Source organism: Martinezella dioscoreae, assembly GCF_009176305.1.
Lineage (GTDB): Bacteria > Pseudomonadota > Alphaproteobacteria > Rhizobiales > Rhizobiaceae > Rhizobium > Rhizobium dioscoreae.
In genome coordinates this window covers 1-26235 of record NZ_BLAJ01000016.1, presented here as the reverse complement: position 1 = coordinate 26235, position 26235 = coordinate 1, and the positions used below count along the sequence as shown (strand labels likewise).

Below are 26235 nucleotides of genomic sequence, written 5' to 3'. Positions count from 1 at the left end.
GTCCGGAATTGCGGGAAGACAAAAAGAATTGAGCATGGTGCCCCAAGAACCTTGCTCTGCCTGCTTTAAGAATGGAAACGGATGTTCGAACGCTTTCAGGAATTCCTTCATAACCTGACCCAGGACCACCCCAGATCCGGCTTCGCACCCGACGACCCGCGTGTCGCGGTGGCGGCCCTGTGCATCCAGGTCATGGAGGCGGACGGCAAGATCGAGAACAGCGAAAAGAAACGGCTGCGCAAGCTCCTGAAGGACCAATATGGTCTCGATGGGCGCCAGCTCGACCAGCTGATCGCTGCCGGCGAGGAAGCGGAAAGCGAGGCGGTCGATTATTATCGTTTTACCTCGGATCTGAAGCGTCATCTCGACAGCACCCAGCGGCTCGAACTGCTCGGCATCCTCTGGGACATCGTCTATGCCGACGGCGAGCGCAGCGAGATGGAAGATCATGCAATCTGGCGGATCGCCGACCTCATGGGCATTTCCGATCGCGAGCGCATCATGAAGCGCCAGGAAGCAGCCGCACGCGCACCCGGCCCGAGGGTGGAGACAGGCAATGATGATTGAAGCGCCGAAGAGCGCCGGCCGCCCTATATTGATCGTCCTGCATCAGGAGCGCTCCAGCCCCGGCCGCGTCGGCCAGATGCTGCTGGAGAAAGGCTACGATCTCGATATCCGCCATCCGGTCCTCGGCGATCCCCTGCCCTCGACGCTCGAAGCACATGCTGGCGCCGTCATCTTCGGCGGCCCGATGAGCGCCAACGACCCGGATGACTTCATCAGGGCTGAGACCGACTGGCTGAAAGTACCGCTCAAGGAAAACCGCCCCTATCTCGGCATCTGCCTCGGGGCACAGCTGCTCGCCCGCCATCTCGGCGCCAAGGTGAAGCCGCGCGACGACGGCAAGACCGAAATAGGCTGGTATGCGCTGCAGCCGACGGAAAAAGGCCGGTTGCTGATGCGTTGGCCGCAAATGGTCTATCATTTCCATCGCGAAGGCTTCGAGCTGCCGCACGGCGCCGATCTGCTCGCGACAGCGGAGACCTATCCCAACCAGGCCTATCGCTATGGCGCCAATGCCTGGGGTCTGCAGTTTCATGCCGAGCTCACGCGCGCCATGATGCAGCGCTGGGTCGTGCATGGCGAGCATCGCTTCTGCATGCCGAACGCCCAGCAGGGCCGCGAGCATCTCGAAGGCCGCATGATCTTCGACGCCGCGCTGAAGGCCTGGCTATCGGAATTCCTCGATCTCGTCTTCGAGGGCAAGCAGGCAATGGTGGCCTAAAGGCCCTCGCCTGACGAAAGCACGCGATCGAATTCATCGATCGCGCTACGGATCGCAGACGCATATCGCTCCATCTTTTGTGCATCTTTCATGAGAATATCCCTGACGCCTCTCGGAATTTCGAGCTGGACGCCGGCCTGCCGCTTGCCGCGATTGCAGATATTGCCGGTGGAAGCTCCGGCAAGCGCCTCCCCTTTCACTCTCGCGGCCGCAGCAAAACCATTGAGCCCCAATGCTTCGACGATCCGGTCGCGAAGCGATGTGTCGAGACCGCCGATCCAGCTCGTCAGCGAATCATCCCGATCCGTTCGCCCATGAACGGCGACGACGATCGACGAACTGGCCACCAAGCCGTTTGCTATCGGTTCATCGAAATTTTCGGCGGTGATGTGCAGCTCATGATGAAGCCTCGCCGCATCGAGCCCTTCGAAACGATAAAGTGAGTACCTCTCATCGGCGATCGCCAGAGCGATCTCGGATGTGGCGGGCTCAATGAAACCGCCATGGGGAGCGATGACGGCGACATGCGATGATCGATCCTCGAGATGGATACGATAGCCGAAGCCCTCGATTTCATGCTCACGAAGCGCCGAAAACGAATTGTATCGATCCGGCTTCCTTGTCATCGCGCAATCCTCAAGCCGGCTGCGGCTCGCCGTCACGATCAGGCGCGTTCAGGCTGTCGATGCGGCGCAGCTGCGGGAAACCTGTGGCCCAAAGGATGGCGACGGTCAGCGTGCCAAGTCCTCCGATGACAACGGCGGGAATCGCACCGAAATAATGCGCCATGGTGCCGGCGCGGAATTCGCCGAGCTCGTTCGACGCACCGACGAAGACCATGTTGACGGCATTGACGCGGCCGCGCACGTGATCCGGCGTCCAGAGCGTAATCAGCGTTTCGCGGACATAGACGGAGATCAGGTCGGATGCGCCCATGATGGCCAGAGCTGTTATCGACAGCCACGGCGTATGCGAGATGCCGAAGATCAGGGTTCCCAAGCCGAACATGGCAACGCCGGCAAACATGCAGATGCCGGCGCGATTGCGGATAGGATAGGTTGCCAGGAAAAGGCCCATGGCGATCGCGCCGAAGCTTGGCGCCGCGCGCAGCATGCCGAGACCCCAAGGCCCGAGCGTCAGGATATCGCGCGCATAGATGGGCATCAGCGCGACCGCGCCGCCGAGCAGCACGGCGAAAAGATCGAGCGAGACCGCACCGAGCACCACTTTTTCCGACCAGATGAAACGGAAACCGGCGAGCATTTCATTGAGGCTTCGCCGCTCATGCGCAACCCGCTGCTGCGGTTTCGGGATCAGAAAGGTCAGCACCGAGCCGGCCGCAAAGAAAAGCACGGCAACGGTATAGGCGACATTGGCGCCGACGCCGTAAAGCAGGCCGCCGGCAACAGGACCGAGGATGGCGGCCGCATCCCACGACATCGAGTTCCAGGTGATCGCGTTCGTCAGGTCTTCGGGCGGGATCAGATTGGGCGCAAGCGACTGCATGGCCGGCGTCATGAAGGCACGTTCTATGCCGAAGACCGTGAGGATCAGAAATACCGGCAGCGGCGCGAAGGTGCCAGATACGGTCAGGAACAGCAGGGCAGCCGCACAAAGGGTGCCGACGAAAATGCAGATCGCGGAAATCCGCCGCCTGTTGTAGCGGTCCGCAACCGTGCCCGTCACCAGGATCAGCAACAGCGACGGCAGGAACTGCACGAGACCGATCAGACCGAGATAGATCGGTTGGCCGGTATGCTCATACATCTGCCAGCCGACGGAGACGCTGACGACCTGCGTGGCAAATGCTGTCAAAAACCGCGCGAAGAAGAAATAAATATAGGCAACGTGCCTGAAGGCGGCAAACCGGTCTCCGCTGACAGCGAACGACATGGAACGAGACTTTCCGACGTGGCCGCTAGCGCAAATGCCGGCCTTTTAAACATGATTCAACATGCTTCGGAGCATGGGACTTGCCCGTTTAGTCGCCAATGTCTACATGTCTGTCAACCGCGAATTGGAGACGGATATGCTCGCCTTATTTCAAACCATTGATCTGGCTTTGAATCTTTATACCTGGATCTTGATCGCCAGCGCCATCTTTTCCTGGCTCTATGCGTTCAACGTCATCAATTCGAGCAATCAATTCGTCAACTCCGTCGGCAACTTCCTTTATGCGGTTACCGAGCCGGCCCTGCGCCCGATCCGCCGCATTCTGCCTGACCTCGGCGGCATCGATATCTCGCCGGTCATCCTGCTGCTCATCATCTTCTTCATCCGCTCGCTGATGTGGAATTCGATCGTCCCCATGTTCCTGCGGTGAGCAAAGCCTGGCAGACCTTTCCGGATCACGTCAGGCTTTCCGTGCGGCTCACGCCCAATGGCGGGCGTGATGCGATCGATGGGTTGGAAACGGGCGCTGACGGTGGATGCTATTTGAAGGCGCGCGTTTCGGTAGCACCCGAAAAAGGCAAGGCCAACAGGGCGCTGATCGCCCTGCTTTCAAAGAGCCTCGGCATTCCCAAATCCACGCTTGCCCTTATCGGCGGCGACACCGCACGCAAAAAAATCCTCCGGATCGAGGGCGAACCGGAGGATTTGATAAAGAGGCTTTGCGCCGTAACCGAAGGCGGTTGATCAGATCAAGCCTTGGTGTTCTTGGCGCGCTCGATGGCTTCGACGATGAGTTCGCCAGCTTCCTTCGAACCCTTCCAGCCGAAGATCTTGACCCACTTGCCGGGCTCCAGATCCTTGTAGTGCTCGAAGAAGTGCTCGATCTGCTTCAGCGTGATCTCGGGCAGGTCGGTATATTCCTTGACCTTGTCATAGCGCATGGTCAGCTTCGGCGCGGGAACGGCGATAATCTTCTCGTCCTTGCCGGAATTGTCTTCCATCATCAGCACGCCGATCGGGCGAACGTTGATGACGCAGCCCGGAACCAGCGGGCGGGTGTTGGCGATCAGCACGTCGATCGGGTCGCCGTCGTCGGAGAGCGTATGCGGAACGAAGCCGTAATTGCCCGGATAGGTCATCGGCGTGTAGAGGAAACGGTCGACGACCAGCGTGCCGGCCTCCTTGTCCATTTCATACTTGATCGGATGACCGCCGACCGGCACTTCAACAATGACGTTGACGTCTTCGGGCGGGTTCTTGCCAATGGAAATCGCGTCGATACGCATGCTTGTCCCCTAGATAAGGATGGTTGCCGCCAGCCAAATAATCGGTTTCATGCCGCAACGCAACAACGCATCGGGAAAGAGGCGGATTTACTGCATGATTCCTTAAATCGGAATCGATGCGCTACAGCGCCGCTCAAGGCCAGACGAAGCCGATCTTGCGCAGCTGCCTGTGATCGAAGGTTTCGATGCCCTCACAGAAATCCGCACCGCCCTGCCCGCGATAGAAGCGGTAGGCGTTCTCGTTTTCCTCGAGGCACCAGACGACCAGCCCCTTGCAGCCAAGCGACTTCAACAGCCTGCGCGCCTCGCCGAACAGCATGCGCCCGAGGCCGAGGCCCTGATATTGCGGGCGCAGATAGAGTTCGTAGATCTCGCCTTCCTGGGGCAGTGCGCGGGCGCGATTGAGGCCGAGCGTGGCATAGCCTGCGATCTCACCGGCGACATCCAGAACCAGCAGCGTCGCGGGGCCACTTGTCGCCTTGCGCCACCAGGCTTCGCCACGACGCTCGATCATCTGGCCAAGGGCGCGATGCGGAATGATGCCGGCATAGGTGTACTGCCACGACTGGCGGTGCACCTCTGAAATGGCTCGGGCATCATGGGGTTCTGCCCGCCGAACATCAATCGACAACGTCTTCATAACGTCTACTCTGGTCTTACCGATGCGAATTAACCATCCTCATTCATAAAGATGGCAGACTTGCCCACAGGCTTTATCCGTGGATCGTCAACAAAAATTAACGGTTTTTTAACCTTTAGGACAAGGGCTCAAAAACCGAACATACAAATAAAAACCCCGGCATGAAGGCCGGGGTCGAATGCATTGCTCGGTTAGGATGATCAGGCCAGACGGGCCTTCTCGTAACGCTTGCGCTCGTTCGGATCGAGATACATCTTGCGGAGGCGGATCGACTTCGGCGTCACTTCCACCAGCTCGTCGTCCTGGATCCAGGAAAGCGCGCGGTCGAGCGTCATGCGGATCGGCGGCGTCAGCTTCACGGCTTCGTCCTTGCCGGCGGCGCGGATGTTGGTGAGCTTCTTGCCCTTCAGCACGTTGACTTCAAGGTCGTTGTCGCGCGAGTGGATGCCGATGATCATACCGGCATAGACCTTCTCGCCGGCGTCGATGATCATCGGGCCGCGGTCTTCCAGGTTGAACAGGGCGTAGGCCACGGCTTCGCCGGCTTCATTGGCGAGCAGCACGCCGTTCACGCGGCCGCCGATCTCACCCTTGTAGGGCTGGTAGTCGTGGAACAGGCGGTTCATGACGGCCGTGCCGCGCGTGTCGGTCAGGAGTTCCGACTGATAGCCGATGAGGCCGCGGGTCGGCGCCAGGAAGACGAGACGGACGCGATTGCCGCCAGAAGGCCGCAGCTCGGACATTTCAGCCTTACGCTCGGACATCTTCTGCACGACAATGCCGGAATGCTCTTCATCGACGTCGATGACGACTTCTTCGATCGGCTCGAGCAGCTGGCCGTTCTCATCCTTATGCATGACGACGCGTGGACGCGACACGGCAAGCTCGAAGCCTTCGCGGCGCATGGTTTCGATCAGAACTGCGAGCTGCAATTCGCCGCGGCCCGAAACGTAGAATGAATCCTTGCCTTCGGCTTCCTCGATCTTCAGCGCGACGTTGCCTTCTGCTTCCTTGAAAAGGCGATCGCGGATGACGCGCGAGGTGACCTTGTCGCCTTCGGTGCCCGCATAGGGGCTATCGTTGACGATGAAGGACATGGTGACGGTCGGCGGGTCGATCGGCTGCGCGACCAGCGGCTCGCTGACCTGCGGGTCGCAGAAGGTGTCGGCAACCGTGCCCTTGGAAAGGCCGGCGATAGCGACGATGTCGCCTGCCTGCGCTTCTTCGATTGGCTGACGCTCGATGCCGCGGAAGGCGAGGATCTTCGAGATACGGCCGGTTTCGATGAGGTTGCCGTCGGCACCCAGAACCTTGACAGCCTGGTTCGGCTTGATCGAGCCTGAATGAATGCGGCCGGTGATGATGCGGCCGAGGAAGGGGTTGGCTTCCAGGATCGTGCCGATCATGCGGAACGGGCCTTCGCCGACGGTCGGCTCGGGAACGTGCTTGACAACGAGATCAAGAAGAGGGCCGAGGCCCTCTTCCTTGGGGCCATCAGGCGAATAGTTCATCCAGCCGTTACGGCCGGAACCGTAGAGGATCGGGAAATCGAGCTGTTCGTCGGTGGCGTCGAGATTGGCGAAGAGGTCGAAGACTTCGTTGATGACTTCGTCTGCGCGGGCATCCGGGCGGTCGATCTTGTTGATCGCAACGATCGGACGCAGGCCGACCTTGAGCGCCTTGCCGACGACGAACTTGGTCTGCGGCATCGGGCCTTCGGCAGCATCGACGAGAACGATCGCGCCGTCCACCATCGAGAGGATGCGCTCGACTTCACCGCCGAAGTCGGCGTGACCGGGGGTGTCGACGATGTTGATGCGCGTGTCCTTCCAGACGACCGAGGTCGCCTTGGCGAGAATGGTGATGCCGCGCTCCTTTTCCAGATCGTTCGAGTCCATGACGCGTTCGGCAACGCGCTGGTTCTCGCGGAACGAGCCGGATTGCTTCAGGAGCTCGTCGACGAGGGTGGTTTTCCCATGGTCAACGTGCGCGATGATCGCGATGTTGCGAAGTGCCATATGTCTTAATCTCTGAGGCTGGGGCGCAGTGTTTCAGTAACACGCCAATTGCATTTGGCGCGCTCATACCCTTTTTTTCGCGAATGCGAAAGGGGGGAGGCAAGAAAGGGGCTGAATGCCGGCTTTTCGTGCCTCACACATCAGTCTTACACGCTCAGACAGGCGCACTCTCTTCTACCACGTCGCCAGTTCAGATGCACGCAATCGCCTCGATCGGGATTTGCGCAATCCCGTCAGGCGGCATGTTTCAGTAAGAACGCATCATGATTGAGCAGGAAAGCCTTCAGGCGCTCGGGATAGTCGTGCGTCACTGCACCTCGCACGCTTTGCCGCGATGCCAGCTCTGTGCGCCATGCCTTGACACGCGGTAGGCCGTCAAAAACGCCAGTCGATGTGATGGTATCGAACACATCGAAGTAACGGAAGATCGGCGCAAAAACTGCATCGACGAGGCTGAATGCCTGTCCGGCAAAAAAGGGACCGTTTCCCACTTCCGCCTCGACACGGGCAAATTTATCGATCAGCGCCTTGCGCTTGGCCTCATAGGTCCCTTCGTCCTTCGCAGTCTCGAATCCCCACAAATCTGAAAGAATGGAAGAGCCGAATTCCATCCAGCCGCGATGGCGGGCACGCGTGAGCGGATCGGTCGGGTGAAGCCGAGCGCCGGGTTGGGTTTCCTCGAGATATTCGCAGATCACCGCGCTTTCGAACAAAACCGTTTCCACTCCGTCCTCCTGCCGCACGATCAGCAGCGGAACTTTGCCGAGCGGGGAAATAGCCAGAAACCAGTCGGGCTTTGCCGACAGGTCGACATAGCGGATCTCAAATGGCACGGCCTTTTCAGCAAGTGTGATGGCTGCTCGCTGGACGTAGGGGCAAAGGTAATGGCTGATAAGGACCAGTTTTGCGTCGGACACGATCAAATCTCCTGGGTCGAGTTCAAGATAGATGTAATTGCATCTATATCCAGGCTTGCCAGCCCGGTCAACATAGATGTAATTGCATCCATGTCCGATTGTTCAGATGCTACCCCTTTAAAGCCCTCCGCCGCAGTGACGCGAGCATGGGTACGCCTCATGCGCACCCAACAGATCGTCCTTGCGGCGATCGAGCAGGATTTGAAGTTAGCCGGCCTGCCACCACTCGGCTGGTACGACGTTCTATGGGAGCTGACGCAGGCCACCGAAGGAAAGTTGCGCCCCTACGAGATCGAGGACCGTACGCTCCTCGCCCAGCATAATCTCTCCCGCCTTCTCGACCGGATGGAAAAGGCCGGTCTTGTTCATCGCGAAATATTTTCCGAGGACGGCCGAGGCCGCTGGGTCGTTATCACCGAAGCGGGAAGTGCCATGCGCAGCCGCATGTGGGCAGTCTATGCCTCGGCACTTCAACGTCATGTGGGCGATAAGCTGGATAATGCGCAAGCCGATCAGCTGGCCGAGCTGCTAGCCATGCTTTCGCGCAAATCCTGATTAACGGGGAAGATCAGCTCAGTCGCCAAAGTGAGCCTTGGCGACTGACTTTTGCTGCGTACCGAACGCAAAGATCAGGCCGCCAGCCCCTTCTTCTTCAGCATCGCATCCGGGCTCGGCAGCTTACCGCGGAAAGCCTTATAGGCATCTTCCGGATCGATCGAGCCGCCGATGGAATAGATGTTGGCCTTCAATTTTTCCGCCATATCCGGATTGAAGGCATCGCCGGTTTCCTCGAAGGCGGCGAAGGCATCGGCGTCGAGCACTTCCGACCACATGTAGGAATAGTAGCCGGCCGAATAGCCGTCGCCGGAAAACACATGCTGAAAGTGCGGCGTCGCATGGCGCATGACGATGGATTTCGGCATGCCGATCTCCGCAAGCACCCGCGCTTGTACCGCCATCGGATCCTCAATTGCGCCCCGCGTATGGAATGCCATGTCGACCAATGCCGAAGAGGTGAATTCGACCGTATTGAAGCCGGCATTGAAGGTGCGGGCCGCCAGAACCTTGTCGAGCAGTGCCTGCGGGATCGGCGCGCCGGTCTCGTAGTGGACGGCATATTCCTTGAGGATTGCTGGCACAGTCAGCCAGTGTTCGTAGAGCTGCGATGGCAGTTCGACGAAATCGCGGGAAACCCCGGTGCCCGAAACGGAGGGATAGGTGACGTTGGACAGCATGCCGTGCAGGGCATGGCCGAACTCGTGGAACAGCGTGCGGGCATCGTCGAGCGACAGCAGCGCCGGCCGGCCTTCCGCCGGCTTGGCGAAGTTGCAGACATTATAGATGATCGGCAGCTCGCCGACATGGCCGTTCTTCAGCGGCAGCTTGTGCTGCGACTGGAAGGAGCTCATCCAGGCGCCGGAGCGCTTCGAGCTGCGGGCGAAGTAATCGCCGAGAAAGAGGGCGACGAGCTTGTCGGAGCTGTCGCGGATTTCGAAGACGCGCACATCGGGATGGTAGGCAGGAACGCCCTTCTGCTCGACAGCTTTGATGCCGAACAAGCGGCCGGCGACATCGAAGCAAGCGGCAATGATCTTTTCGAGCTGCAGATAGGGCTTCAGCTCGGTTTCAGAGAAATCGAACTTCCGGGTCCGGATCTTCTCGGCATAGTGCCGCCAATCCCAGGGCATGACCTCATGGTTGCGGCCTTCCTCGGCGATCAGCGCCGCAATATCCCTTTCTTCCTCTGCTGCGCGTGCTGCCGCCTTGCCCCAAACGGTCATCAGAAGATCGTTCACCGCATCAGGCGTCTTCGCCATGGTATTATCAAGCTTGAGTTCGGCGAAATTGGCATAGCCAAGCAGCTTCGCCTTTTCTGCTCTCAGTGCCAGAGTCTCGCGAATGATCTCACGATTGTCGGTTTTGCCGCCATTGGCGCCCCGCGCCACCCAGGCGTTGAAGGCCTGCTCGCGCAGATCGCGGCGCTCGGAAGACGTCAGGAACGGTTCGATGATCGAGCGCGACAGGGTGACGGCATATTTGCCCTCCTCGCCGCGTTCGCGCGCAGCCGCTGCCATTGCCTCGCGCAGATAGTCGGGAAGACCGGCAAGATCGGCCTCTTCCGACAAAAGCAGCGCCCAGCTCTTTTCATCCGCCAGAACGTTCTGTCCGAATTGCGCGCCGAGGCCGGCAAGCTTCTCGTTGATGGCGGACAGGCGCTCCTGCTCAGGCTTCGGCAGCTTGGCACCGGCCTTGACGAAGCCCTTCCAGTGCCGCTCCAGCACGCGGGTTTCTTCCAGCGTCAGTCCGAGGGTTTCGCGACTTTCCCAAAGCGCATCCAGACGGGCAAAAAGCGCCGCGTTCGTGCCTATCTTGGAATAATGCCGCGCCATCTTCGGCGCGATCTCGCGCTCCAGCGCCTGGATGGTCTCGTTCGTATGCGCACCCGCCTTGTTCCAGAAGAGCGCCGAGATGCGCGACAGCTCGTCGCCGGCGGTCTCCAGCGCCGTCACCGTATTGGCGAAGGTCGGCGCCTCGCTATTGCCGGCAATCGCGTCGATCTCGGCCTCATGCGATATAAGTGCCGCATCGAAGGCGGGAGCAAAATCCGTATCCTTTACCGCATCGAAACGCGGCAGCCCCTGATGGCCGGTCCATTCGGTGAGCGCGGGATTGACGGCGGTAAGGGAAGACATGCGGGGCATCCTTTCGACAGACATCTGACCGAAGCACGATATAAGGCTAGCCCGGCCGAATTGGTATGGCGAGGGGCGAACAAATTGATGAGCGGGATCAGGCCTTGCGCCAGCCGAGCAGGCCGGGTGTGGCATGCCAGAGCGCCTGTGCCGCAAAACCCATGAAAAGCACGCCGGAGCAGCGCACGATCAGCCGCTCATGCGCGCGATAGAAGCGCCGAACAGCGCCTGCGCCGATAATGCTGATGAGAATAATGTCGGCTGTTATGAACCCAGCAAAGGATACTGTCAGCAGCAGCGGCAGGGCACTGAAGGTCAATGCGCCGGCAGAGCCCGCGACAAGCGCCGTAAAGGTCGCCAGCGCAACGGGATATCCCTTCGGATTGGTGACGCCGAAGATCAGGCCGCGACGGAACGGGCGGTCGACATTGACGAGCGCCTTGCCGTCACCCTTCGGCTTGGCGGTCACGGCACTCCAGCCAATCCAAGCGAGATAGAAGCCGCACAGCAAACCGAGCAGATCGAAGACGAAGGTGCCGATGGTCTTGGCGCCGACGATGGCGACCAAAGCCAGCGTCGACCAGACGAGATCGCCGAGCAGATGGCCGCTGACGAAGAATGCACCCGCCTTGCGGCCTTGGCCGGCACCTATGCCGAGGAGTGCCAGAAAGGCAGGACCGGGAATAAGCACATAGAAAAGCGCGGCGAGGAAGGCGCCGACAACGAGCGATTGCGTCATGATGAGTGATCCCGCTGGTGATCGCGCGAGAGTAGCAATCTGTGGAAGCCGGTCAAGCAGCTGGCCGTTTTAAGTTCCAGGAAGCCGTTGTGTTCGTGGGATGAAATCAATAAGAACGTAGTGGGGCCCAAAAACAAAGAGCGTAGGTAGGGAAGCGCTTATGAACAGCAGGATTAATACGGATTCGCTCGCCTTTCTTGTGAGCGATTGCGCCCGACTGATCAGGGCGGCCTTCGAGCGACGCATTCTTGTCGCCGGGCTCGGGCTGACGGCGGGTGAAGCACGGACGCTGATGCAGGTCGCCGCCATCAATGGCAGCCGCCAACTCGACATCGCCTCCCGGATGGGGCTGGAGCCGATGACGGTCAGCGCCTTTCTGGACAAGCTGCAGGCACGCGGCTTGATCGAACGCCAGCCGGACCCGCTCGATCGCCGCGCCAAGCGGATCGTGCTTTCGGAATCTGCCGACGCGAAGCTCCGGCAGATCGACCGTGAAGTCTGCGAAGTCGAGCGCAATGCGACGCAGGGCTTTGGCGAGGATCTTCAAATGCAACTACATGATGCGCTCTGCGCTTTCCGCAGCAATCTTCAGAAGGCCGAAGCACCTGCAGAAGTCGAACGGGAATTGAGGCCGGTGGATTAATTCCAGACCGCCATCCTGGAAAAAGGAAGCCCGCCTCCGGCGATCGGAAGCGGGCCATTTCTCATTTCATACCTTACTTCGACAGGTTGCGCTTGGCGAGCGTGCGCAGGCGCAGCGCGTTCAACTTGATGAAGCCGGCCGCATCCTTTTGGTCGTAGGCGCCCTGGTCGTCTTCGAAGGTGACCAGCTTGTCGGAATAAAGCGATTTCGGGCTTTCGCGGCCGATGACCATGACATTGCCCTTGTAGAGCTTCAGCGTCACTTCGCCTTCGACATGTTCCTGGCTCTTGTCGATGAGGGCCTGCAGCATCTCACGCTCCGGCGAGAACCAGAAGCCGTAATAGATCAGCTCGGCATAGCGCGGCATCAGCTCGTCCTTCAGGTGTGCGGCACCGCGATCGAGCGTGATGGATTCGATGGCGCGATGGGCCGCGAGCAGGATCGTGCCGCCGGGAGTCTCGTAGACGCCACGGGACTTTATGCCGACGAAACGGTTCTCGACGAGATCAAGACGGCCGATGCCGTTGTCGCGGCCATACTCGTTCAGCTTCGCAAGCAAGGTCGCCGGGCTCAGGCGCTCGCCATTGATCGAAACGGCATCACCCTTTTCGAAGCCGATCTTGATGATGGTGGCCTTGTCGGGAGCGGCTTCCGGCGAGATCGTGCGCATGTGCACATATTCAGGCGCTTCCTGGGCCGGGTTTTCCAGAACCTTGCCTTCGGACGAGGAGTGCAGCAGGTTGGCGTCGACGGAGAACGGCGCTTCGCCCTTCTTGTCCTTGGCAACTGGGATCTGATGCTTCTCGGCGAATTCCAGCAGGTCGGTACGGCTCTTGAACGACCAGTCGCGCCAGGGCGCAATGATCTTGATATCCGGGTTCAGCGCATAGGCCGAAAGCTCGAAACGAACCTGGTCATTGCCCTTGCCGGTCGCCCCATGCGCGATGGCATCGGCGCCGGTTTTCCTGGCGATCTCGATAAGGTGCTTCGATATAAGCGGACGGGCGATCGAGGTGCCGAGCAGATAGACGCCTTCATAGACGGCATTGGCGCGGAACATCGGGAAGACAAAATCGCGCACGAATTCTTCGCGCACGTCCTCGATATAGATTTCCTTGATACCGAGCATTTCGGCCTTCTTGCGCGCCGGCTCCAGCTCTTCGCCCTGGCCGAGATCGGCGGTGAAGGTGACCACTTCGGCGCCGAGCTCCGTCTGCAGCCACTTCAGGATAATCGAGGTGTCGAGACCGCCGGAATAGGCAAGAACGACTTTCTTCACGTCTTTATGTGATGCCATGATGAGTTCCGTTTCGAGGCGGGCCAGGGGAAAGGCCCGCAAAGCTGTATCGCGGAACTTTTAGCGAGATTATCGTGCGGCGCAAGGGGAGGCGCGAGCGGGACGTTTCTCAGAGATGAGCGCCGATGTTCATTCGCTGATGCAGGATGCGGATGATCGTGACCATTTGAGCGACATCTTTATAGATGATAAAATGTGAGCCGGAGGCGAGAGCGAGACAGTCTGGTTTGATACCGCTGATCTTGCGGCCGCATGCGATGCCCTTCACCAAAGCATGACAACAATCACGCAGAGCGAAGACATAATCTTCCGCTTGCTCGTAACCCCATTTTTCCTCGGTATAGTCGTAGATTTGATCGATGTCGGACGTTGCTTTCGGCGAGAAGACCAATTTCTTCATCGCTGATTGCGCAACTTTCTCTTTCCTTCGATAAATCCATTGAAATCAAACTCTTCCGGCTCGCCCGAGGTTTCGCCCTCGGCGATTGCCGCCGCAATCGCCTCTATTTCCGCCCGGCTGCGCAATAATTTAAGCGCGGCGTCAATGACCTCGCTCGGCGAATCGTAATTGCCGTGGCTGATCTGCTCGCCGATGAACGCATCCATCTGCTCGTCGATCTCTACGGACACATGCTTTGTCACTGGCGTGACCTCCGGCGGTTTGACTTGATTGCCGAAAGTACCATATTCGGCGGCGACCGAACAATGCCTGAGGAGGGCGCCGCTCGTGACCGATATTCAAGACATTTTCAAGAAATCCAATGTTGCCGTCATCACCGGAGGTGCATCCGGCATCGGCTTTGCCGCAGCAAAACATTTCGCCTCGCTGGGCATGAGCGTCGTTATCGCCGACCTCGGGGGCGACCGACTGGCGGAGGCGAGCGCTGAACTCAAGATGAGTGCAGGCGAAGAGCATGTCATGGCCATCGAGACCGATGTCGCCAGCAAAGACGCGCTGGAAGCTCTGGAACGCGCTGTTCTGCAGCGCTTCGGCCGCGTGCATGTGCTGATGAACAATGCCGGCATCGGCCCGCAAACCTCTGTTTTCAGCGCCCAGGCAGAATGGGATGCGATCCTCGGCGTCAATCTGCTTGGCGTCATCAACGGCACGCGCGTCTTCGGGCCAGGCATGATTGCGCATGGGGAACCGGGCCTCATCATCAACACCGGCTCGAAGCAGGGCATTACCACGCCTCCCGGCAACCCCGCCTACAATGTCTCGAAGGCCGGCGTGAAGGTCTTTACCGAAGCGCTGCAGCACGAACTGCGTAATACTGAAGGCGCGAAGATTTCGGCCCATCTCCTCATCCCCGGCTTCGTCTTCACTGGTCTCACCAAGGGCGAACGCACGGAAAAGCCGGCCGGCGCCTGGACGCCCGAGCAGACGGTCGAGTTCATGATGGAAAGCCTAAAACGCGGCGATTTCTACATTCTCTGCCCGGACAATGACGTCGCCCGCCCGGTCGATGAACGCCGCATGCTCTGGGCGGCCGGCGATATCGTCGAGAACCGTCCGCCGCTGTCGCGCTGGCATCCCGACTATGCCGATCAATTCAGGGCATTCCTTGAAAAGAAGGATTGATTTGCTTTCCCCCGAAAGCCGGATAAGAAAACCCCGAGCACCATCATCCGGCTTTCGGAGCGACTTTCATGGATTTCATACCCAGCCTGCCGACCCTTCTTGCCTTTTCGGCAGCGAGCCTTTTGCTGGCGATGACGCCCGGTCCCGACATGACGCTGTCGATCAGCCGCGCTCTCGCACAGGGAAAGAAGGCGGCGCTGTTCGTCGTGCTCGGCACCACCCTCGGCGTCGTCGTCCATACCTGCCTGGTGGCTTTCGGCATTTCGGCGCTGATTACGGCTTCGCCCGTTGCCTTCACTGTGCTGAAGACTGGAGGCGCTGCCTATCTGCTGTGGCTGGCAATCCAGGCGATCCGTTTCGGTTCCAGCCTATCGGTCAAGAAGGTCGATACCATCGGCGGAACACCGCTTGCAAACATCTCCAACGGCTTTTGGGTCAACCTGCTGAACCCGAAGGTCATCATCTTCTTCATGACCTTTCTGCCGCAGTTCGTTACATCAGGCGATCCTGCCGTCACGCACAAGCTGCTCTTCCTCGGCTTCTTCTTCATCGTCATCGGCATGCCGGTCAACATGCTCGTCGTTCTTGCCGCGGACGGCCTGTCGTCCTGGCTGCAACGGAATCGCGGCGTAATGCGCGGCCTGGACTACACCTTCGCCAGCGTCTTCTCGATTTTCGCGGTGAAAATCTTCTTCACTCAGGCTCGTTGAGATCGGACCACTGCCCCGCAAACCTGCCGGCAATCCACCAGTAAACCGTGGCGCTGGCCATGCCCAGGAATGCGAAACAGACCGCAACGGTGATCAGATTAAGGGTCTGCGGCCTTTCCGTGCCGCCCGAAATCAGGACGGACGCGACTGCCGATAGGGTCGCGCCGAAAATTGCATAGCCATACCATTGACGCATGCCGCGCCATTCGAGAATGGGGATAACCACCAGAGACGGCAGGATGCTGACGACCATCGCAACCTTGGTGAGCGCAATGGTCAGAACGAAAAGCTCGGGCGCCGCGGTCTCCGGCACCGTCCAGACGGCAGCGCAGGCGAGCACGAAGCCCATGAGAGCGCAAGCGGCGAGATAGCCCCACAAGAGGCGTATCGGCTTGCGCAGTCCAAGGAGCATCGATCTCAGTCCTCGCCGTGATTGGCGATCATCATGGCTTCGAAGGCTAATCGCTCCGTCTTGCGCATACGCTCGGATTCCGACTTCAGCTGACCGCAGGCGGCGAGAATATCGCGCCCGCGCGGCGTGCGGATCGGCGAGGCATAGCCGGCTGAATTGATGAAATCGGCGAACTTCTCGATCTGCTCCCAATCGGAACACTGATAGTTGGTGCCGGGCCACGGGTTGAAGGGGATCAGGTTGATCTTGGCTGGAATGCCCTTCAGAAGCTGGATCAGACCCTTCGCATCCTCGAGGCTGTCGTTGACGCCCTTCAGCATCACATATTCGAAGGTGATGCGCCGCGCATTCGACAGGCCCGGATAGGCCCGGCAGGCGTCCATCAGTTCCTTCAGTGGATACTTCTTGTTGATCGGCACCAGCATGTCGCGCAGGTCGTCGCGTACGGCATGCAGCGAGATCGCCAGCATGACGCCGATCTCTTCGCCGGTGCGGTAGATTTCCGGCACGACGCCGGAGGTCGAAAGGGTGATGCGGCGCTTGGAGAGCGACAGGCCATCGCCGTCGGAGGCGATCAGCAGTGCCGTCTTGACGCTGTCGAAATTGTAGAGCGGCTCGCCCATGCCCATCATGACGATATTGCTGACCTTTCGGCCTTCGGCGGGCATGATCGTCCCTTGCGGCGCTTCGCGGTCCGGGAAATCGCCGAGCCGGTCGCGCGCCAGGAGCAGCTGCGACAGGATCTCTTCCGCTGTCAGATTGCGCACCAGGCGCTGCGTACCGGTATGACAGAAGGAACAGGTGAGCGAACAGCCGACCTGGCTGGAAATGCAGAGCGTGCCGCGCCCCTCTTCCGGAATATAGACGCTCTCGACCTCGACGGGACGGCCGGCGCCGCGCGGCGGGAAGCGCAGCAGCCATTTCCGGGTGCCGTCATTGGAAACCTGCTCCTCGACGATCTCGGGACGCGCGATGGTGAAATGCGCCTTCAGCATTTCGCGCATGTCCTTCGACACATTGGCCATAGCATCGAAATCGGAGACGCCACGCACATAGATCCAGTTCCAGAGCTGGCTGACACGCATCTTGATCTGCTTGTCGGCAACGCCCTTTTCCTTGAGCGCCGCGCCCATCTCTTCGCGTGTCATGCCGATCAGCGACGGCTTCGGCGAAAGCTCGACGGGCTGCGATACCGGCATCGGCTTGAGCCTGGAGGGGGTTATGACATCGGTGGCGGACATAGGATCGTTCCAACGGTTCACATCGGCGATGCCGCAAAAGCTGACGAAAGCTGCGGATGCGGGCAAGGCACGGAAATCTGAAGATTCATGCGGTGGCGGGGCAAGCTATCTGCCGCACACCTATCGTTGGCGCGGCCTTTAGCATTAATTTCCGCCCGCGTCATCCCTTTCCCTCAAAAGCAAGGGTTGGCCTTCAAAAACAAAGGCCGGTCGACTTGACCGGCCTTGCTCATTGCGGTCGCGGCAGCAGGAAGATCACATTTGCGTGATCCTTGGACCCTCGATCTTATTTGCAGTTTTCGATCTGCTTCAGCGCAGCCGTCACACCCTTCAATGAATAGGTGTAGGAAGTGGCAGTACCCTTCTTCGAGGTCGCCGAAACCTTCAACGAGTGGCCGGATTTCAGCGCGGCGACCAGTGCCGGCTCCTGCGCAGCGTTCTCCACCCACGCGGCCTTGTCCTTGGTGAACATCACGAAGGTCTTGTTGTCGATGGTGACGTTGACCTTTGAGTTGTCCTTGAGGGGATAGCCCATCATCGCCTGCGGTTCATAAGAGATGTTCTGGCCCGGACGCTGCGACACGATGAAGAAATTGTCGCCATGGTCGATGCCCGTCGGCGGCGCCTTGGCCGTCGGCACGGAAAGAACGTAACATACCTTACCGCCGGCGGATTGGTAGGAATAGGCACCCCAGGCGTCGAACTGCTGAATGCGCGTCGGAGCCGCCGGCGCTGCTGGCGCCGCTGCCTGCGTCTGCTTCTTGGTCTGCGCGGACGCTATGCCGGTTCCGGCCAGAACGAGCGAGAGGGCGATTGCGAAGCTTTTTACAAACATGGTTTCCTGCCGATTTCTTGCGGTCCAGAGCTCATGGCGATTCGTTTGACGCACGCCTGTGCTCGTGAGCTGCCTTATTTTGACTTTATTCAGGTTACCAAACCGTCAACGGAGCGCTGCCGCCACCGGCTCCGTGCCATTTCAATCCAGTTATCGCGCAAAGCTTGAAACGCATCAGAAGGAATTGGAAAACCCGGATGATGAAGTACCACCCTGCAGCTTCGATTTAAGACAGAAAGATTCGGGCAAGAATTTGACCTCGCTAAAATCAGGGAGGTCTCATAAATCTCTGGAAACCCGAGAGGATTCAGATCGGCTCCGCAAAACAAGCATCAGGCGGTCTTCATAGACTCGGGCCCGTTCTCCAGCGCGCGATCGGCGGCGTCGTAATGTTCCTGGCGGATATGGCCCCTGATCATGCTGAAGGCGAGCGTCAGCACCGCGACATCATCGGAAAAGCCGATGACGGCAAAGAAATCGGGGATAATATCGACCGGCATGACGAAATAGCCGAGTGCCGCCAGCAATATGCCGCGAACACGCGTCGGCGTCTGTGGGTCGAACGCACAATAGAAGGCGGCCACGACATCGCGGGAAAAGGGAATATAGCGAGCTGCCTTCCGCAAGGTCGGCCAGAATTTTCTGCGCACCGATTTCTCCTGCTCTTTTTGGGTCTCTTCGTCACCAGGCATCAGGATTTCCCCGTACTTGATGTCATCCATTCCATTCACCTCAATCGAGGCCCGTCGGCCGGGCCGTGTAAACATATGGTGATCGTATCAGGCGATTCAATCGATCCGGCGCGCGGCCGCCTTCTCCATCGCCTTCGCCAGCTTCACGTCATGATCGGTCAGGCCGCCGGCATCGTGTGTCGTCAGCTTCACCTCGACGCGGGAATAGACGTTGAACCATTCCGGATGGTGGTTGAATTTTTCGGCGGCCAGGGCTGATTCCGTCATGAAGCCGAAGGCCTCGACGAAGTTGCGGAACTTGAAAGTCTTCGAGATCGAAAGGCCGTCATCCGCAAGCGCCCAGCCTCCAAGCTCCGCAAGATTTTCATCGATTGCCGCGCGGTCCAGTCTGTCGTATTTCATGGCAAGTCACTCCTCTCTAAAGCAGTTCCAGTAAAACTGCGTAGCGGTTTTCCGTCCGGAATTGCGTAAAAGCAAAAGGATAGAGCGTTTTCGCATTTCGAAGAAAAGCGGAAAAGTTCTAGCGGTTGAACGATAGCATGGATCGCCACAGAGTTCTTTTCGTCTGCGCCGGCAATATCTGCCGGTCGCCCCTCGCCGAAGGCATATTCAGGCATCTGGCGGACGAAGCCGGCCGCGGCGGTGAATTCGACATCGATTCGGCCGGCACCGGCAGCTGGCATCAGGGAGAGCGCCCCGATCGCCGCTCGATCGCGGTTGCAGCTGGCCACGGAATCGATATCTCAGACCAGCGTGCCCGGCGCATAGCATCAGCCGATTTCGGCAGGTTCGATCTGATACTGGCAATGGATCAAGACAATTTGAAGAACTTGCGCAAGGCGGCACCTGCCGATGCGCTCGGCAAGCTGCATCTCTTCAATGCCCTGGCGCTCGGAAGCAACAAGGACATCCCCGATCCCTACTACGGCGACCGCGAGGATTTCGAAGCCGTCTATACCATGCTTTTGGCAGGCTGCAGCGCGCTGTTACCCAAAGCCGGGAAAGTGCTGCGGGGCTCGTGAAGCGGGAATATCTCTTCAGTGAGATAGGGACCGCCGCCGACCGATTCGCGCGACGACAGAAGCACGAAGCGCCCGACCGTGAACGGTGCGGTGTAGAAATTGCCGCGGCCGGAGAGATAGTGCACCACGTCGTCAACCCGCGAGGACTTCAGCCTGGCGAGCGTTACATGCGGCGTGAACTTGCGGGGGTCCGGCTGCAGGCCGATCCGCTGGCAGATACGCTCGATCTCGCCTTGCAGCGCGAACATATCAGGCGTCTGCGAGACCCCGGCCCAAACCGAATGCGGTTTCTTGGAGCCGAAGGAACCGATGCCCTCCAGCCGAAGCTGGAATTCAGGCCGATCTATCCGGTCCAGACGGTCGACGATCTCATCCGCAGTGCGGCCATCGACATCGCCGATGAAGCGCAAGGTGATGTGATAATTTTCAACGTCGATCCACCTGGCTCCCGGGAGACCACCGCGCAACAATGACAGGCTCATGGCCGCATTGCGCGGAATTTCGAGGGCGGTAAAAAGTCTCGGCATGACGAGCACTCCCCGAATCTCTTGCAGGTATAGGTAGGGAATCACGCATTTGCAGTCGGTGCAAGCATCTATTTCGCACCTGCGTCAATCGTCCCTACAAAACTGATAACAGCCGGCAACATATGCTCGACCATCACATCGACCCCCTTGGAGTTCGGATGCATCCCGTCCGAAAGCTGCAAATCCGCATGCGTGGCGACGCCATCGAGGAAGAACGGATAGAGCGGAAGCTGATATTTGTCGGCCAGCCGCTTATAGATCGGGTTGAATTTATCGGCATAGTCCGGTCCCATGTTCGGCGGCGCCAGCATGCCGACGAGAAGCATCGGGATCTTTCTGTCCTTCAACCGTTCGATCATGGTCTCGAGGTTCTTTTCCGTCTGCTCCGGCGGAATGCCGCGCAGCGCATCGTTGGCGCCGAGTTCCAGGATCACGCCATCCGTGCCGTCCGGCACCGACCAGTCGATACGCAAAAGGCCGCCGGAGGTCGTATCTCCCGAAACACCGGCATCGGCAACCGCCACATCCAAACCCTTGGCCTTCAGCGCCGCCTCAAGCTTGGCGGGAAAGCCGTCGCCCGGCGGCAGCTGATAGCCCGCCATCAGGCTATCGCCGAAGCCGACCAGCTGAATGGTGCGTGCATCGGCGGCATGAACTACGCCAAACAAAAGACCGAAAGTGATGACAGCGAAGTGAAGCGCAGCAACTTTAAAACCCATGATCCATTTCCTAAATTCGCTGCTCGGGCCAAGTCGCGCCCGCCATTGTCTCTGATGTTCTCTGATATATAGGGCGTTCGCATTGGCAAAAACCATCATAGAGCTGAAGAAGGCGGATTTGACGCTCGGCAATGCCGCCGCCTCCGTCCACGTGCTGAAGGGCATCGATCTCACCGTCATGGAGGGTGAGGCCGTCGGCATCGTCGGCCCCTCCGGCTCCGGCAAGTCCACGCTGCTGATGGTGCTGGCCGGCCTCGAAAAGCTCGACAGCGGCGAACTTCTGATCCGCGACACACCGCTGCATAGCCTCAGCGAAGATCGCATCGCCGATTTCCGCGGACGCAATATCGGCATCGTCTTTCAGTCTTTCCATCTCATCGCCAACATGACGGCGCTCGAAAACGTCGCCGTGCCGCTGGAGCTTGCCAACGTCCGCGATGCGTTCGATATCGCCCGTCGCGAACTGGAAGCCGTTGGCTTGGGCGAGAGGCTCAATCACTATCCCGGCCAGCTTTCCGGCGGCGAGCAGCAGCGCGTCGCTATTGCCCGCGCGCTGGCGCCTTCGCCTGCCGTCCTGATTGCCGACGAACCGACGGGCAATCTCGACACCGATACCGGCCGGCAGATCGCCGATCTGCTCTTTGCCCAGCAGGCCGAGCGCGGCACGACCATGCTGCTCGTCACCCATGATCCCGCCCTTGCCGCCCGTTGCTCGCGCCAGATCCGCGTCCGTTCCGGCGAAATCGAGAACGACAGCATGCGCACGCGCGCCAACCAGGCGGCGATGGCATGAGCGCGGCGGGACTGCGCCTGCCGCTTGCCTTCCGCCTTGCCATGCGCGAATTGCGCGGCGGCCTTGGCGGTTTCTACATCTTCCTCGCCTGCATAGCGCTAGGTACCGGCGCAATTGCCGCCGTTAATTCCGTTTCCCGCTCGATTACCGACGCAATCTCGACGCAGGGCCAGTCACTGCTGGCGGGCGACGCCCGCTTCGAACTGCGCAACCGCGAGGCAACTCCAGAGGAATTCGCCTATCTCCAAAGCTTAGGGAAAGTTTCCCGTTCCACCGGCTTGCGCTCCATGTCGCGCCTGCCCGATGGCTCGGACCAGGCACTCGTCGAAGTCAAGGCGGTCGACGATGCCTATCCGCTCTACGGCAGATTCGAGGCGGAACCGGACCAGCCGCTCGCAACGCTGCTTACAGCCAAGGATGGCACCTATGGCGCTGTTGTCGCTCCCCTGCTGCTCGAACGCCTTAACCTCAAAATCGGCGATGCCCTGCTGCTGGGCAATGCCAGGCTCCGCATCACAGGCACCATTGAAAGCGAGCCGGATGCCGTTTCCGAAGGTTTCGGCTTCGCGCCGCGCCTGCTCACGAGCCGCAATGCCCTGATTGCTTCCGGCCTGATCACGACAGGCAGCCTGGTCGAACAGGCATACCGAATCCGCATGGACAATCCCGCGGCCAGCATCCGCAATCTCACCGAGCGCGCCAATGCCGCCTTCCCTCAGGCCGGCTGGTCGATCCGCAGCAGCGATCGCGCAGCACCCCAGCTTGCCGACAACGTCACCCGCTTCTCGCAGTTCCTGACGCTCGTCGGCCTCGCAGCGCTCATCGTCGGCGGCGTCGGCGTTGCCAATGCCGTGCGCGCCTTCCTCGACTCCAAGCGCACGACCATCGCCACCTTCAAGTGCCTGGGCGCTCCGGCCTTCGTCGTTGTGCTGATCTACCTCATCCAGATCGCCGTGATTGCACTCGCCGGCATAGCAATTGGCCTCGTCCTCGGCGCTATCGCGCCGATGATCGCTTCGCAATTCATGGCGGAATTCCTACCGATTTCGACCGCACCGAGGCTTTACCCCGGCGCATTGACGCTGGCTGCTCTCTTCGGCCTGCTGACGACACTGGCCTTTGCCATTCCGCCGCTCGGCCATGCCCGCGAAGTGCCGGCGACGGCGCTGTTTCGCGAGCAGGGCTTCGAAGCGCGACGCCTGCCCGGCTGGCCCTATCTCCTGGCTGCCGGCGTCCTAATGGCGGCACTTGCAGCCCTGGCGATCGTCACCGCCTATGACCGCTTCATCGCAGTCGTCTTCGTCGTCTCGATCGCTGGCGCTTTCGTCGTGCTGCGGCTGGTGGCAGCCCTGCTCTCCTGGCTTGCCCGCCGCAGCCCGCGCGTGCGCTCGCCCGCGCTGCGCCTGGCGATCGGCAACATTCATCGGCCGGGCGCGCTCACCTCGTCCGTCGTGCTGTCGCTCGGCCTTGGGCTGGCGCTGCTGGTGACCTTGACACTGATCGACGGGAATATGCGCCGCGAGCTGATGGGGCGCATGAGCGAACAGGCGCCGAACTTCTTCTTCGTCGATATTCAGGGGCCGGAACTGGAAGGCTTCCGCAAGATCGTCCTCGACATCGACCCCAAGGGCAAGCTTGTCGAGGCGCCAATGCTCCGCGGCCGGATCGTCGCCTTCAACGGCGAGGATGTCACCAAAATGAAGGTGCCGGCCGCAGGCCAATGGGTGCTCCGCGGTGACCGCGGCATCACCTATGCCGATACAGTGCCGGAAAACGCCTCGGTCACGGAAGGCAAATGGTGGGACAAGGATTATAGCGGCGAACCGCTGGTCTCCTTTTCCGAAGACGAAGGCAAGGCGCTCGGCCTGAAGCTCGGCGACAAGGTGACCGTCAACGTGCTTGGCCGCAACGTCACCGCCAGGATTGCCAGCTTCCGCAAGGTTCAATGGCAGTCGCTGTCGATCAATTTCGTGATGATCTTCTCGCCCAACACCTTCAGGGGCGCTCCGCACGCCTGGCTGGCGACATTGACCGACACTTCCGCCACCTCGGAACAAGAAGCGGCGATCCTGAGGAAAGTCACCAATACCTTCCCGACCATCACAAGCGTCCGCGTCAAGGATGCGCTCGATGTCGTCAACACGCTCGTGGGACAGCTGGCGACGGCCATTCGTTCCGCCGCATCTGTCGCACTCATCGCCTCGGTGCTGGTGCTGGCCGGTGCGCTCGCGGCCGGCAACCGCGCCCGCACGCATGACGCCGTCATCCTCAAGACGCTCGGCGCGACGCGGGCAACATTGATCCGTGCCTTCAGCTACGAATATCTGATCCTGGGCGCCGCAACCGCCATCTTCGCGCTGATCGCCGGCTCCACATCCGCCTGGTACATCGTCAGCCGTATCATGCGGCTCCCTTCTGCCTTTCTGCCCGATGTCGCTTTCTCCACGCTGGTTATCGCGCTGATTTTGACGGTCGGTATAGGCTTGATCGGTACTTGGCGGATTCTCGGGCAGAAAGCAGCGCCTGTTCTGCGCGAACTCTGATTCGTTACGGAGACGAACCGGAAGCCGGCAAAACGGCTCGATATTACATCGATTTAACATGCGCCGGATCGCTTGACCCTTGTGTATGAGGCCCGAAAGCCTCATATTCTGTGCAGGCATGCTGAGCTCCGCAGCGGCGCCTGGGCCTTGAAAGACCCGACACCGTAATCAAATCGGAGCTTGAAAGAGGAAAACATGGCTGACTTTCGCAATTACCAAAACCGGGCGCAGAGCGGTGCGCAATCCGGTGCGATGATAGACGAGGGCCTTCGAGCCTACATGCTCAAGGTCTATAACCTGATGGCGCTGGGTCTGGCGATCACGGGTGTTGCCGCCTATCTCTCCTTCTCGCTCGCTTTCGCAAACGGACAGATCACGGCCTTCGGCCAGGCGATCTATCTGAGCCCGCTGAAGTGGGTGGTCATTCTCGCCCCGCTCGCAATGGTCTTCTTCCTGAGCTTCAGGATCAACCGCATGAGCGTGGCCGCCGCGACGACGACCTTCTGGGTCTACGCCGCGCTGGTGGGCCTGTCGCTGTCGTCGATCTTCATCATCTACACCGGCCAGAGCGTCGTGCAGACCTTCTTCGTGACCGCCGCCTCCTTCGGCGCGCTGTCGCTCTACGGCTACACGGCCAAGCGTGACCTGTCGGCGATGGGTTCGTTCCTGATGATGGGTCTCTTCGGCCTGATCATTGCGACGCTCGTCAACATCTTCCTGGCTTCATCCGCGCTGCAGTTCGCCATCTCCGTGATCGGCGTCCTGATCTTCGCAGGCCTCACCGCCTACGATACGCAGCGGATCAAGGAAATGTACTACGAAGCCGACGACGTGACCGTGGCCGGCCGCAAGGCGATCATGGGCGCCCTGTCGCTCTACCTCGACTTCATCAACCTGTTCATGTTCCTGCTGCAGTTCCTCGGCAACCGCCGTTAATTGCAGCATGAAATGAGACACGAAAAGGCGGCTTCGGCCGCCTTTTTTATTTGCCTGGGCACAAGCGCTGCGATTTTATGGCAACCGTCGCAAATTCGCAGATCAGGCAATAGAAACAATGTCCGTCAGCCTCCGCAGTGCAACCTTAGACGACCTTCCCCACATCACCGCCATCTACAGAGATTCCGTTCTGAACGGCACGGCAAGCTATGAAATCACGCCGCCGAACCAGGAGGAAATGACGGCGAGGTTCGAGGCAATTCGTGACAAGGGCTATCCCTATCTGGTCGCCGAAGACGATACCGGCGCGTTTCTCGGCTATGCCTATGCCTCCGCTTTCCGCACGCGGCCGGCCTATCGCTGGATGGTGGAAGATTCGATCTATCTGGCGCCCGAGGCGCGCGGGCGCGGCATCGGCAGACTGCTGCTCCATGCCCTGGTGGAAAACTGCCAGACGCTCGGCTTCCGCCAGATGATCGCCGTCATCGGCGGCGCCCACCCAGCCTCCATCGCCGTACATCGCGCGGCAGGCTTTGCCGAAGTGGGGCTGCTCAAGGGTACCGGCTACAAGCACGGCCGCTGGTTGGATACCATGCTGATGCAGAAGGCGCTCGGGGACGGCGCGGAAACCGATCCGGATCCATCGGTCTATCCTGGGACATTGTTTGGGGAGTAGTGTCAGTATCGAACCTATGAGTCCGCGGAGCCTGTGATACCCCCTCTGTCACTTCGTGACATCTCCCCCACAAAGGGCAGGGCTATCGCATATGGAGGCGGATGAGCACCATAAGCTCCTTTGTAACTTCCCTTTA

31 protein-coding genes are annotated in these 26235 nt (G+C 59.7%); 13 read left to right on the top strand and 18 right to left on the bottom strand.

Features of this window, described 5'->3' with window-relative positions:
• Positions 1 to 81 precede the first annotated feature (81 nt).
• Positions 82 to 567 carry a tellurite resistance TerB family protein gene (locus GDN47_RS29250; protein ID WP_069613367.1) on the top strand — a complete coding sequence of 162 codons (486 nt, stop codon included), beginning with the start codon at positions 82 to 84 and terminating at the stop codon, positions 565 to 567.
• Complete coding sequence (locus GDN47_RS29245) at positions 560 to 1285, top strand: glutamine amidotransferase (protein WP_152094813.1); 726 nt, start codon at positions 560 to 562, stop codon at positions 1283 to 1285. Before GDN47_RS29250 ends, GDN47_RS29245 begins: the two co-directional genes overlap by 8 nt.
• Here GDN47_RS29245 and GDN47_RS29240 read toward each other — a convergent pair.
• Together GDN47_RS29240 and GDN47_RS29235 are read right to left on the bottom strand one after the other, a co-directional pair.
• A complete protein-coding gene (locus GDN47_RS29240; RefSeq protein ID WP_145636068.1) occupies positions 1282 to 1911 on the bottom strand; it encodes a poly-gamma-glutamate hydrolase family protein in 630 nt (209 codons plus the stop codon). The genes GDN47_RS29245 and GDN47_RS29240 overlap by 4 nt on opposite strands.
• A gap of 10 nt (positions 1912 to 1921) precedes the next feature.
• Complete coding sequence (locus GDN47_RS29235) at positions 1922 to 3178, bottom strand: MFS transporter (RefSeq protein ID WP_145636066.1); 1257 nt, start codon at positions 3176 to 3178, stop codon at positions 1922 to 1924.
• Between the two features lie 106 nt (positions 3179 to 3284).
• On the opposite strand from GDN47_RS29235, the gene GDN47_RS29230 reads away from it, so the two are divergent.
• The gene (locus GDN47_RS29230) at positions 3285 to 3608 is read left to right on the top strand and encodes a YggT family protein (protein ID WP_113330717.1); all 324 of its coding nucleotides are present in this window, start codon (positions 3285 to 3287) and stop codon (positions 3606 to 3608) included.
• Complete coding sequence (locus GDN47_RS29225; protein WP_145636064.1) at positions 3605 to 3922, top strand: DUF167 domain-containing protein; 318 nt, start codon at positions 3605 to 3607, stop codon at positions 3920 to 3922. Before GDN47_RS29230 ends, GDN47_RS29225 begins: the two co-directional genes overlap by 4 nt.
• A 5-nt stretch (positions 3923 to 3927) precedes the next feature.
• Here GDN47_RS29225 and ppa read toward each other — a convergent pair whose 3' ends face one another.
• The 4 genes from ppa to GDN47_RS29205 all read right to left on the bottom strand — a co-directional run bounded on the left by ppa (position 3928) and on the right by GDN47_RS29205 (position 8039).
• Positions 3928 to 4464 (bottom strand): inorganic diphosphatase, encoded by a 537-nt coding sequence (gene ppa, locus GDN47_RS29220; RefSeq protein ID WP_069613363.1) that lies wholly within the window; start codon positions 4462 to 4464, stop codon positions 3928 to 3930.
• 133 nt (positions 4465 to 4597) lie between these two features.
• Entirely contained in the window at positions 4598 to 5104 is a 507-nt protein-coding gene (locus tag GDN47_RS29215) for a GNAT family N-acetyltransferase (RefSeq protein ID WP_069613362.1), read from the bottom strand.
• 200 nt (positions 5105 to 5304) lie between these two features.
• Positions 5305 to 7122 (bottom strand): translational GTPase TypA, encoded by a 1818-nt coding sequence (typA, locus tag GDN47_RS29210; RefSeq protein ID WP_069613361.1) that lies wholly within the window; start codon positions 7120 to 7122, stop codon positions 5305 to 5307.
• A gap of 233 nt (positions 7123 to 7355) precedes the next feature.
• Positions 7356 to 8039 (bottom strand): glutathione S-transferase family protein, encoded by a 684-nt coding sequence (locus GDN47_RS29205; protein WP_152094807.1) that lies wholly within the window; start codon positions 8037 to 8039, stop codon positions 7356 to 7358.
• A gap of 90 nt (positions 8040 to 8129) precedes the next feature.
• Between GDN47_RS29205 and GDN47_RS29200 the strand changes: the two genes are divergently transcribed.
• Positions 8130 to 8594 carry a MarR family winged helix-turn-helix transcriptional regulator gene (locus tag GDN47_RS29200; RefSeq protein ID WP_152094812.1) on the top strand — a complete coding sequence of 155 codons (465 nt, stop codon included), beginning with the start codon at positions 8130 to 8132 and terminating at the stop codon, positions 8592 to 8594.
• 74 nt (positions 8595 to 8668) lie between these two features.
• On the opposite strand, the gene GDN47_RS29195 is transcribed toward GDN47_RS29200, so the two are convergent.
• Together GDN47_RS29195 and GDN47_RS29190 are read right to left on the bottom strand one after the other, a co-directional pair.
• Positions 8669 to 10732 carry a M3 family metallopeptidase gene (locus GDN47_RS29195; RefSeq protein WP_152094806.1) on the bottom strand — a complete coding sequence of 688 codons (2064 nt, stop codon included), beginning with the start codon at positions 10730 to 10732 and terminating at the stop codon, positions 8669 to 8671.
• Positions 10733 to 10829: 97 nt separating this feature from the next.
• A complete protein-coding gene (locus GDN47_RS29190; RefSeq protein ID WP_113330723.1) occupies positions 10830 to 11471 on the bottom strand; it encodes a LysE family translocator in 642 nt (213 codons plus the stop codon).
• A gap of 160 nt (positions 11472 to 11631) precedes the next feature.
• Between GDN47_RS29190 and GDN47_RS29185 the strand changes: the two genes are divergently transcribed.
• Positions 11632 to 12114: a MarR family winged helix-turn-helix transcriptional regulator gene (locus tag GDN47_RS29185; protein WP_113354335.1), complete on the top strand. Its 483-nt coding sequence runs from the start codon at positions 11632 to 11634 to the stop codon at positions 12112 to 12114.
• Positions 12115 to 12187: 73 nt separating this feature from the next.
• On the opposite strand, the gene GDN47_RS29180 is transcribed toward GDN47_RS29185, so the two are convergent.
• From GDN47_RS29180 to GDN47_RS29170, 3 genes are all read right to left on the bottom strand, one after another.
• Positions 12188 to 13411 (bottom strand): argininosuccinate synthase, encoded by a 1224-nt coding sequence (locus tag GDN47_RS29180; protein WP_152094805.1) that lies wholly within the window; start codon positions 13409 to 13411, stop codon positions 12188 to 12190.
• A gap of 109 nt (positions 13412 to 13520) precedes the next feature.
• On the bottom strand, positions 13521 to 13811 hold the full coding sequence (locus GDN47_RS29175) for a type II toxin-antitoxin system RelE/ParE family toxin (protein WP_152094804.1): 291 nt from the start codon (positions 13809 to 13811) through the stop codon (positions 13521 to 13523).
• On the bottom strand, positions 13808 to 14041 hold the full coding sequence (locus GDN47_RS29170; RefSeq protein ID WP_233790187.1) for a type II toxin-antitoxin system ParD family antitoxin: 234 nt from the start codon (positions 14039 to 14041) through the stop codon (positions 13808 to 13810). The genes GDN47_RS29175 and GDN47_RS29170 overlap by 4 nt, the downstream gene beginning before the upstream one ends.
• Positions 14042 to 14138: 97 nt before the next feature.
• Here GDN47_RS29170 and GDN47_RS29165 point away from each other — a divergent pair, with 97 nt between their 5' ends.
• Both GDN47_RS29165 and GDN47_RS29160 read left to right on the top strand, forming a co-directional pair.
• On the top strand, positions 14139 to 14993 hold the full coding sequence (locus GDN47_RS29165) for an SDR family NAD(P)-dependent oxidoreductase (protein ID WP_145636051.1): 855 nt from the start codon (positions 14139 to 14141) through the stop codon (positions 14991 to 14993).
• Between the two features lie 68 nt (positions 14994 to 15061).
• Positions 15062 to 15703: a LysE family translocator gene (locus GDN47_RS29160; protein ID WP_113330727.1), complete on the top strand. Its 642-nt coding sequence runs from the start codon at positions 15062 to 15064 to the stop codon at positions 15701 to 15703.
• Here the strand turns inward: GDN47_RS29160 and GDN47_RS29155 are convergent.
• The 5 genes from GDN47_RS29155 to GDN47_RS29135 form a co-directional block, all read right to left on the bottom strand.
• Complete coding sequence (locus tag GDN47_RS29155; protein WP_152094802.1) at positions 15687 to 16115, bottom strand: hypothetical protein; 429 nt, start codon at positions 16113 to 16115, stop codon at positions 15687 to 15689. The genes GDN47_RS29160 and GDN47_RS29155 overlap by 17 nt on opposite strands.
• A 5-nt stretch (positions 16116 to 16120) precedes the next feature.
• A complete protein-coding gene (gene rlmN / locus GDN47_RS29150) occupies positions 16121 to 17356 on the bottom strand; it encodes a dual-specificity RNA methyltransferase RlmN (RefSeq protein ID WP_152094801.1) in 1236 nt (411 codons plus the stop codon).
• A gap of 286 nt (positions 17357 to 17642) precedes the next feature.
• Positions 17643 to 18191 (bottom strand): invasion associated locus B family protein, encoded by a 549-nt coding sequence (locus GDN47_RS29145; RefSeq protein ID WP_095432995.1) that lies wholly within the window; start codon positions 18189 to 18191, stop codon positions 17643 to 17645.
• 332 nt (positions 18192 to 18523) lie between these two features.
• Positions 18524 to 18913: a YkvA family protein gene (locus tag GDN47_RS29140; protein ID WP_145636042.1), complete on the bottom strand. Its 390-nt coding sequence runs from the start codon at positions 18911 to 18913 to the stop codon at positions 18524 to 18526.
• 66 nt (positions 18914 to 18979) lie between these two features.
• Complete coding sequence (locus GDN47_RS29135; RefSeq protein ID WP_145636040.1) at positions 18980 to 19285, bottom strand: 4a-hydroxytetrahydrobiopterin dehydratase; 306 nt, start codon at positions 19283 to 19285, stop codon at positions 18980 to 18982.
• A gap of 137 nt (positions 19286 to 19422) precedes the next feature.
• On the opposite strand from GDN47_RS29135, the gene GDN47_RS29130 reads away from it, so the two are divergent.
• A complete protein-coding gene (locus tag GDN47_RS29130; protein ID WP_145636038.1) occupies positions 19423 to 19905 on the top strand; it encodes a low molecular weight protein-tyrosine-phosphatase in 483 nt (160 codons plus the stop codon).
• On the opposite strand, the gene thpR is transcribed toward GDN47_RS29130, so the two are convergent.
• Together thpR and GDN47_RS29120 are read right to left on the bottom strand one after the other, a co-directional pair.
• Positions 19836 to 20432: an RNA 2',3'-cyclic phosphodiesterase gene (gene thpR, locus GDN47_RS29125; RefSeq protein WP_069613347.1), complete on the bottom strand. Its 597-nt coding sequence runs from the start codon at positions 20430 to 20432 to the stop codon at positions 19836 to 19838. The two genes, GDN47_RS29130 and thpR, sit on opposite strands and share 70 nt — an antisense overlap.
• 68 nt (positions 20433 to 20500) lie before the next feature.
• Positions 20501 to 21151 carry an arylesterase gene (locus GDN47_RS29120; protein WP_152094800.1) on the bottom strand — a complete coding sequence of 217 codons (651 nt, stop codon included), beginning with the start codon at positions 21149 to 21151 and terminating at the stop codon, positions 20501 to 20503.
• An 82-nt stretch (positions 21152 to 21233) separates the two neighbouring features.
• On the opposite strand from GDN47_RS29120, the gene GDN47_RS29115 reads away from it, so the two are divergent.
• The 4 genes from GDN47_RS29115 to GDN47_RS29100 all read left to right on the top strand — a co-directional run bounded on the left by GDN47_RS29115 (position 21234) and on the right by GDN47_RS29100 (position 26099).
• Positions 21234 to 21944, top strand: coding sequence for an ABC transporter ATP-binding protein (locus GDN47_RS29115; protein ID WP_145636036.1), 711 nt, complete (start codon positions 21234 to 21236; stop codon positions 21942 to 21944).
• Positions 21941 to 24487, top strand: coding sequence for an ABC transporter permease (locus tag GDN47_RS29110; RefSeq protein ID WP_152094799.1), 2547 nt, complete (start codon positions 21941 to 21943; stop codon positions 24485 to 24487). Before GDN47_RS29115 ends, GDN47_RS29110 begins: the two co-directional genes overlap by 4 nt.
• A gap of 195 nt (positions 24488 to 24682) precedes the next feature.
• Positions 24683 to 25423, top strand: a complete 741-nt coding sequence (locus GDN47_RS29105) for a Bax inhibitor-1/YccA family protein (protein WP_113330736.1) — start codon at positions 24683 to 24685, stop codon at positions 25421 to 25423.
• A gap of 118 nt (positions 25424 to 25541) precedes the next feature.
• Positions 25542 to 26099, top strand: a complete 558-nt coding sequence (locus GDN47_RS29100; RefSeq protein WP_145636033.1) for a GNAT family N-acetyltransferase — start codon at positions 25542 to 25544, stop codon at positions 26097 to 26099.
• Positions 26100 to 26235 lie beyond the last annotated feature (136 nt).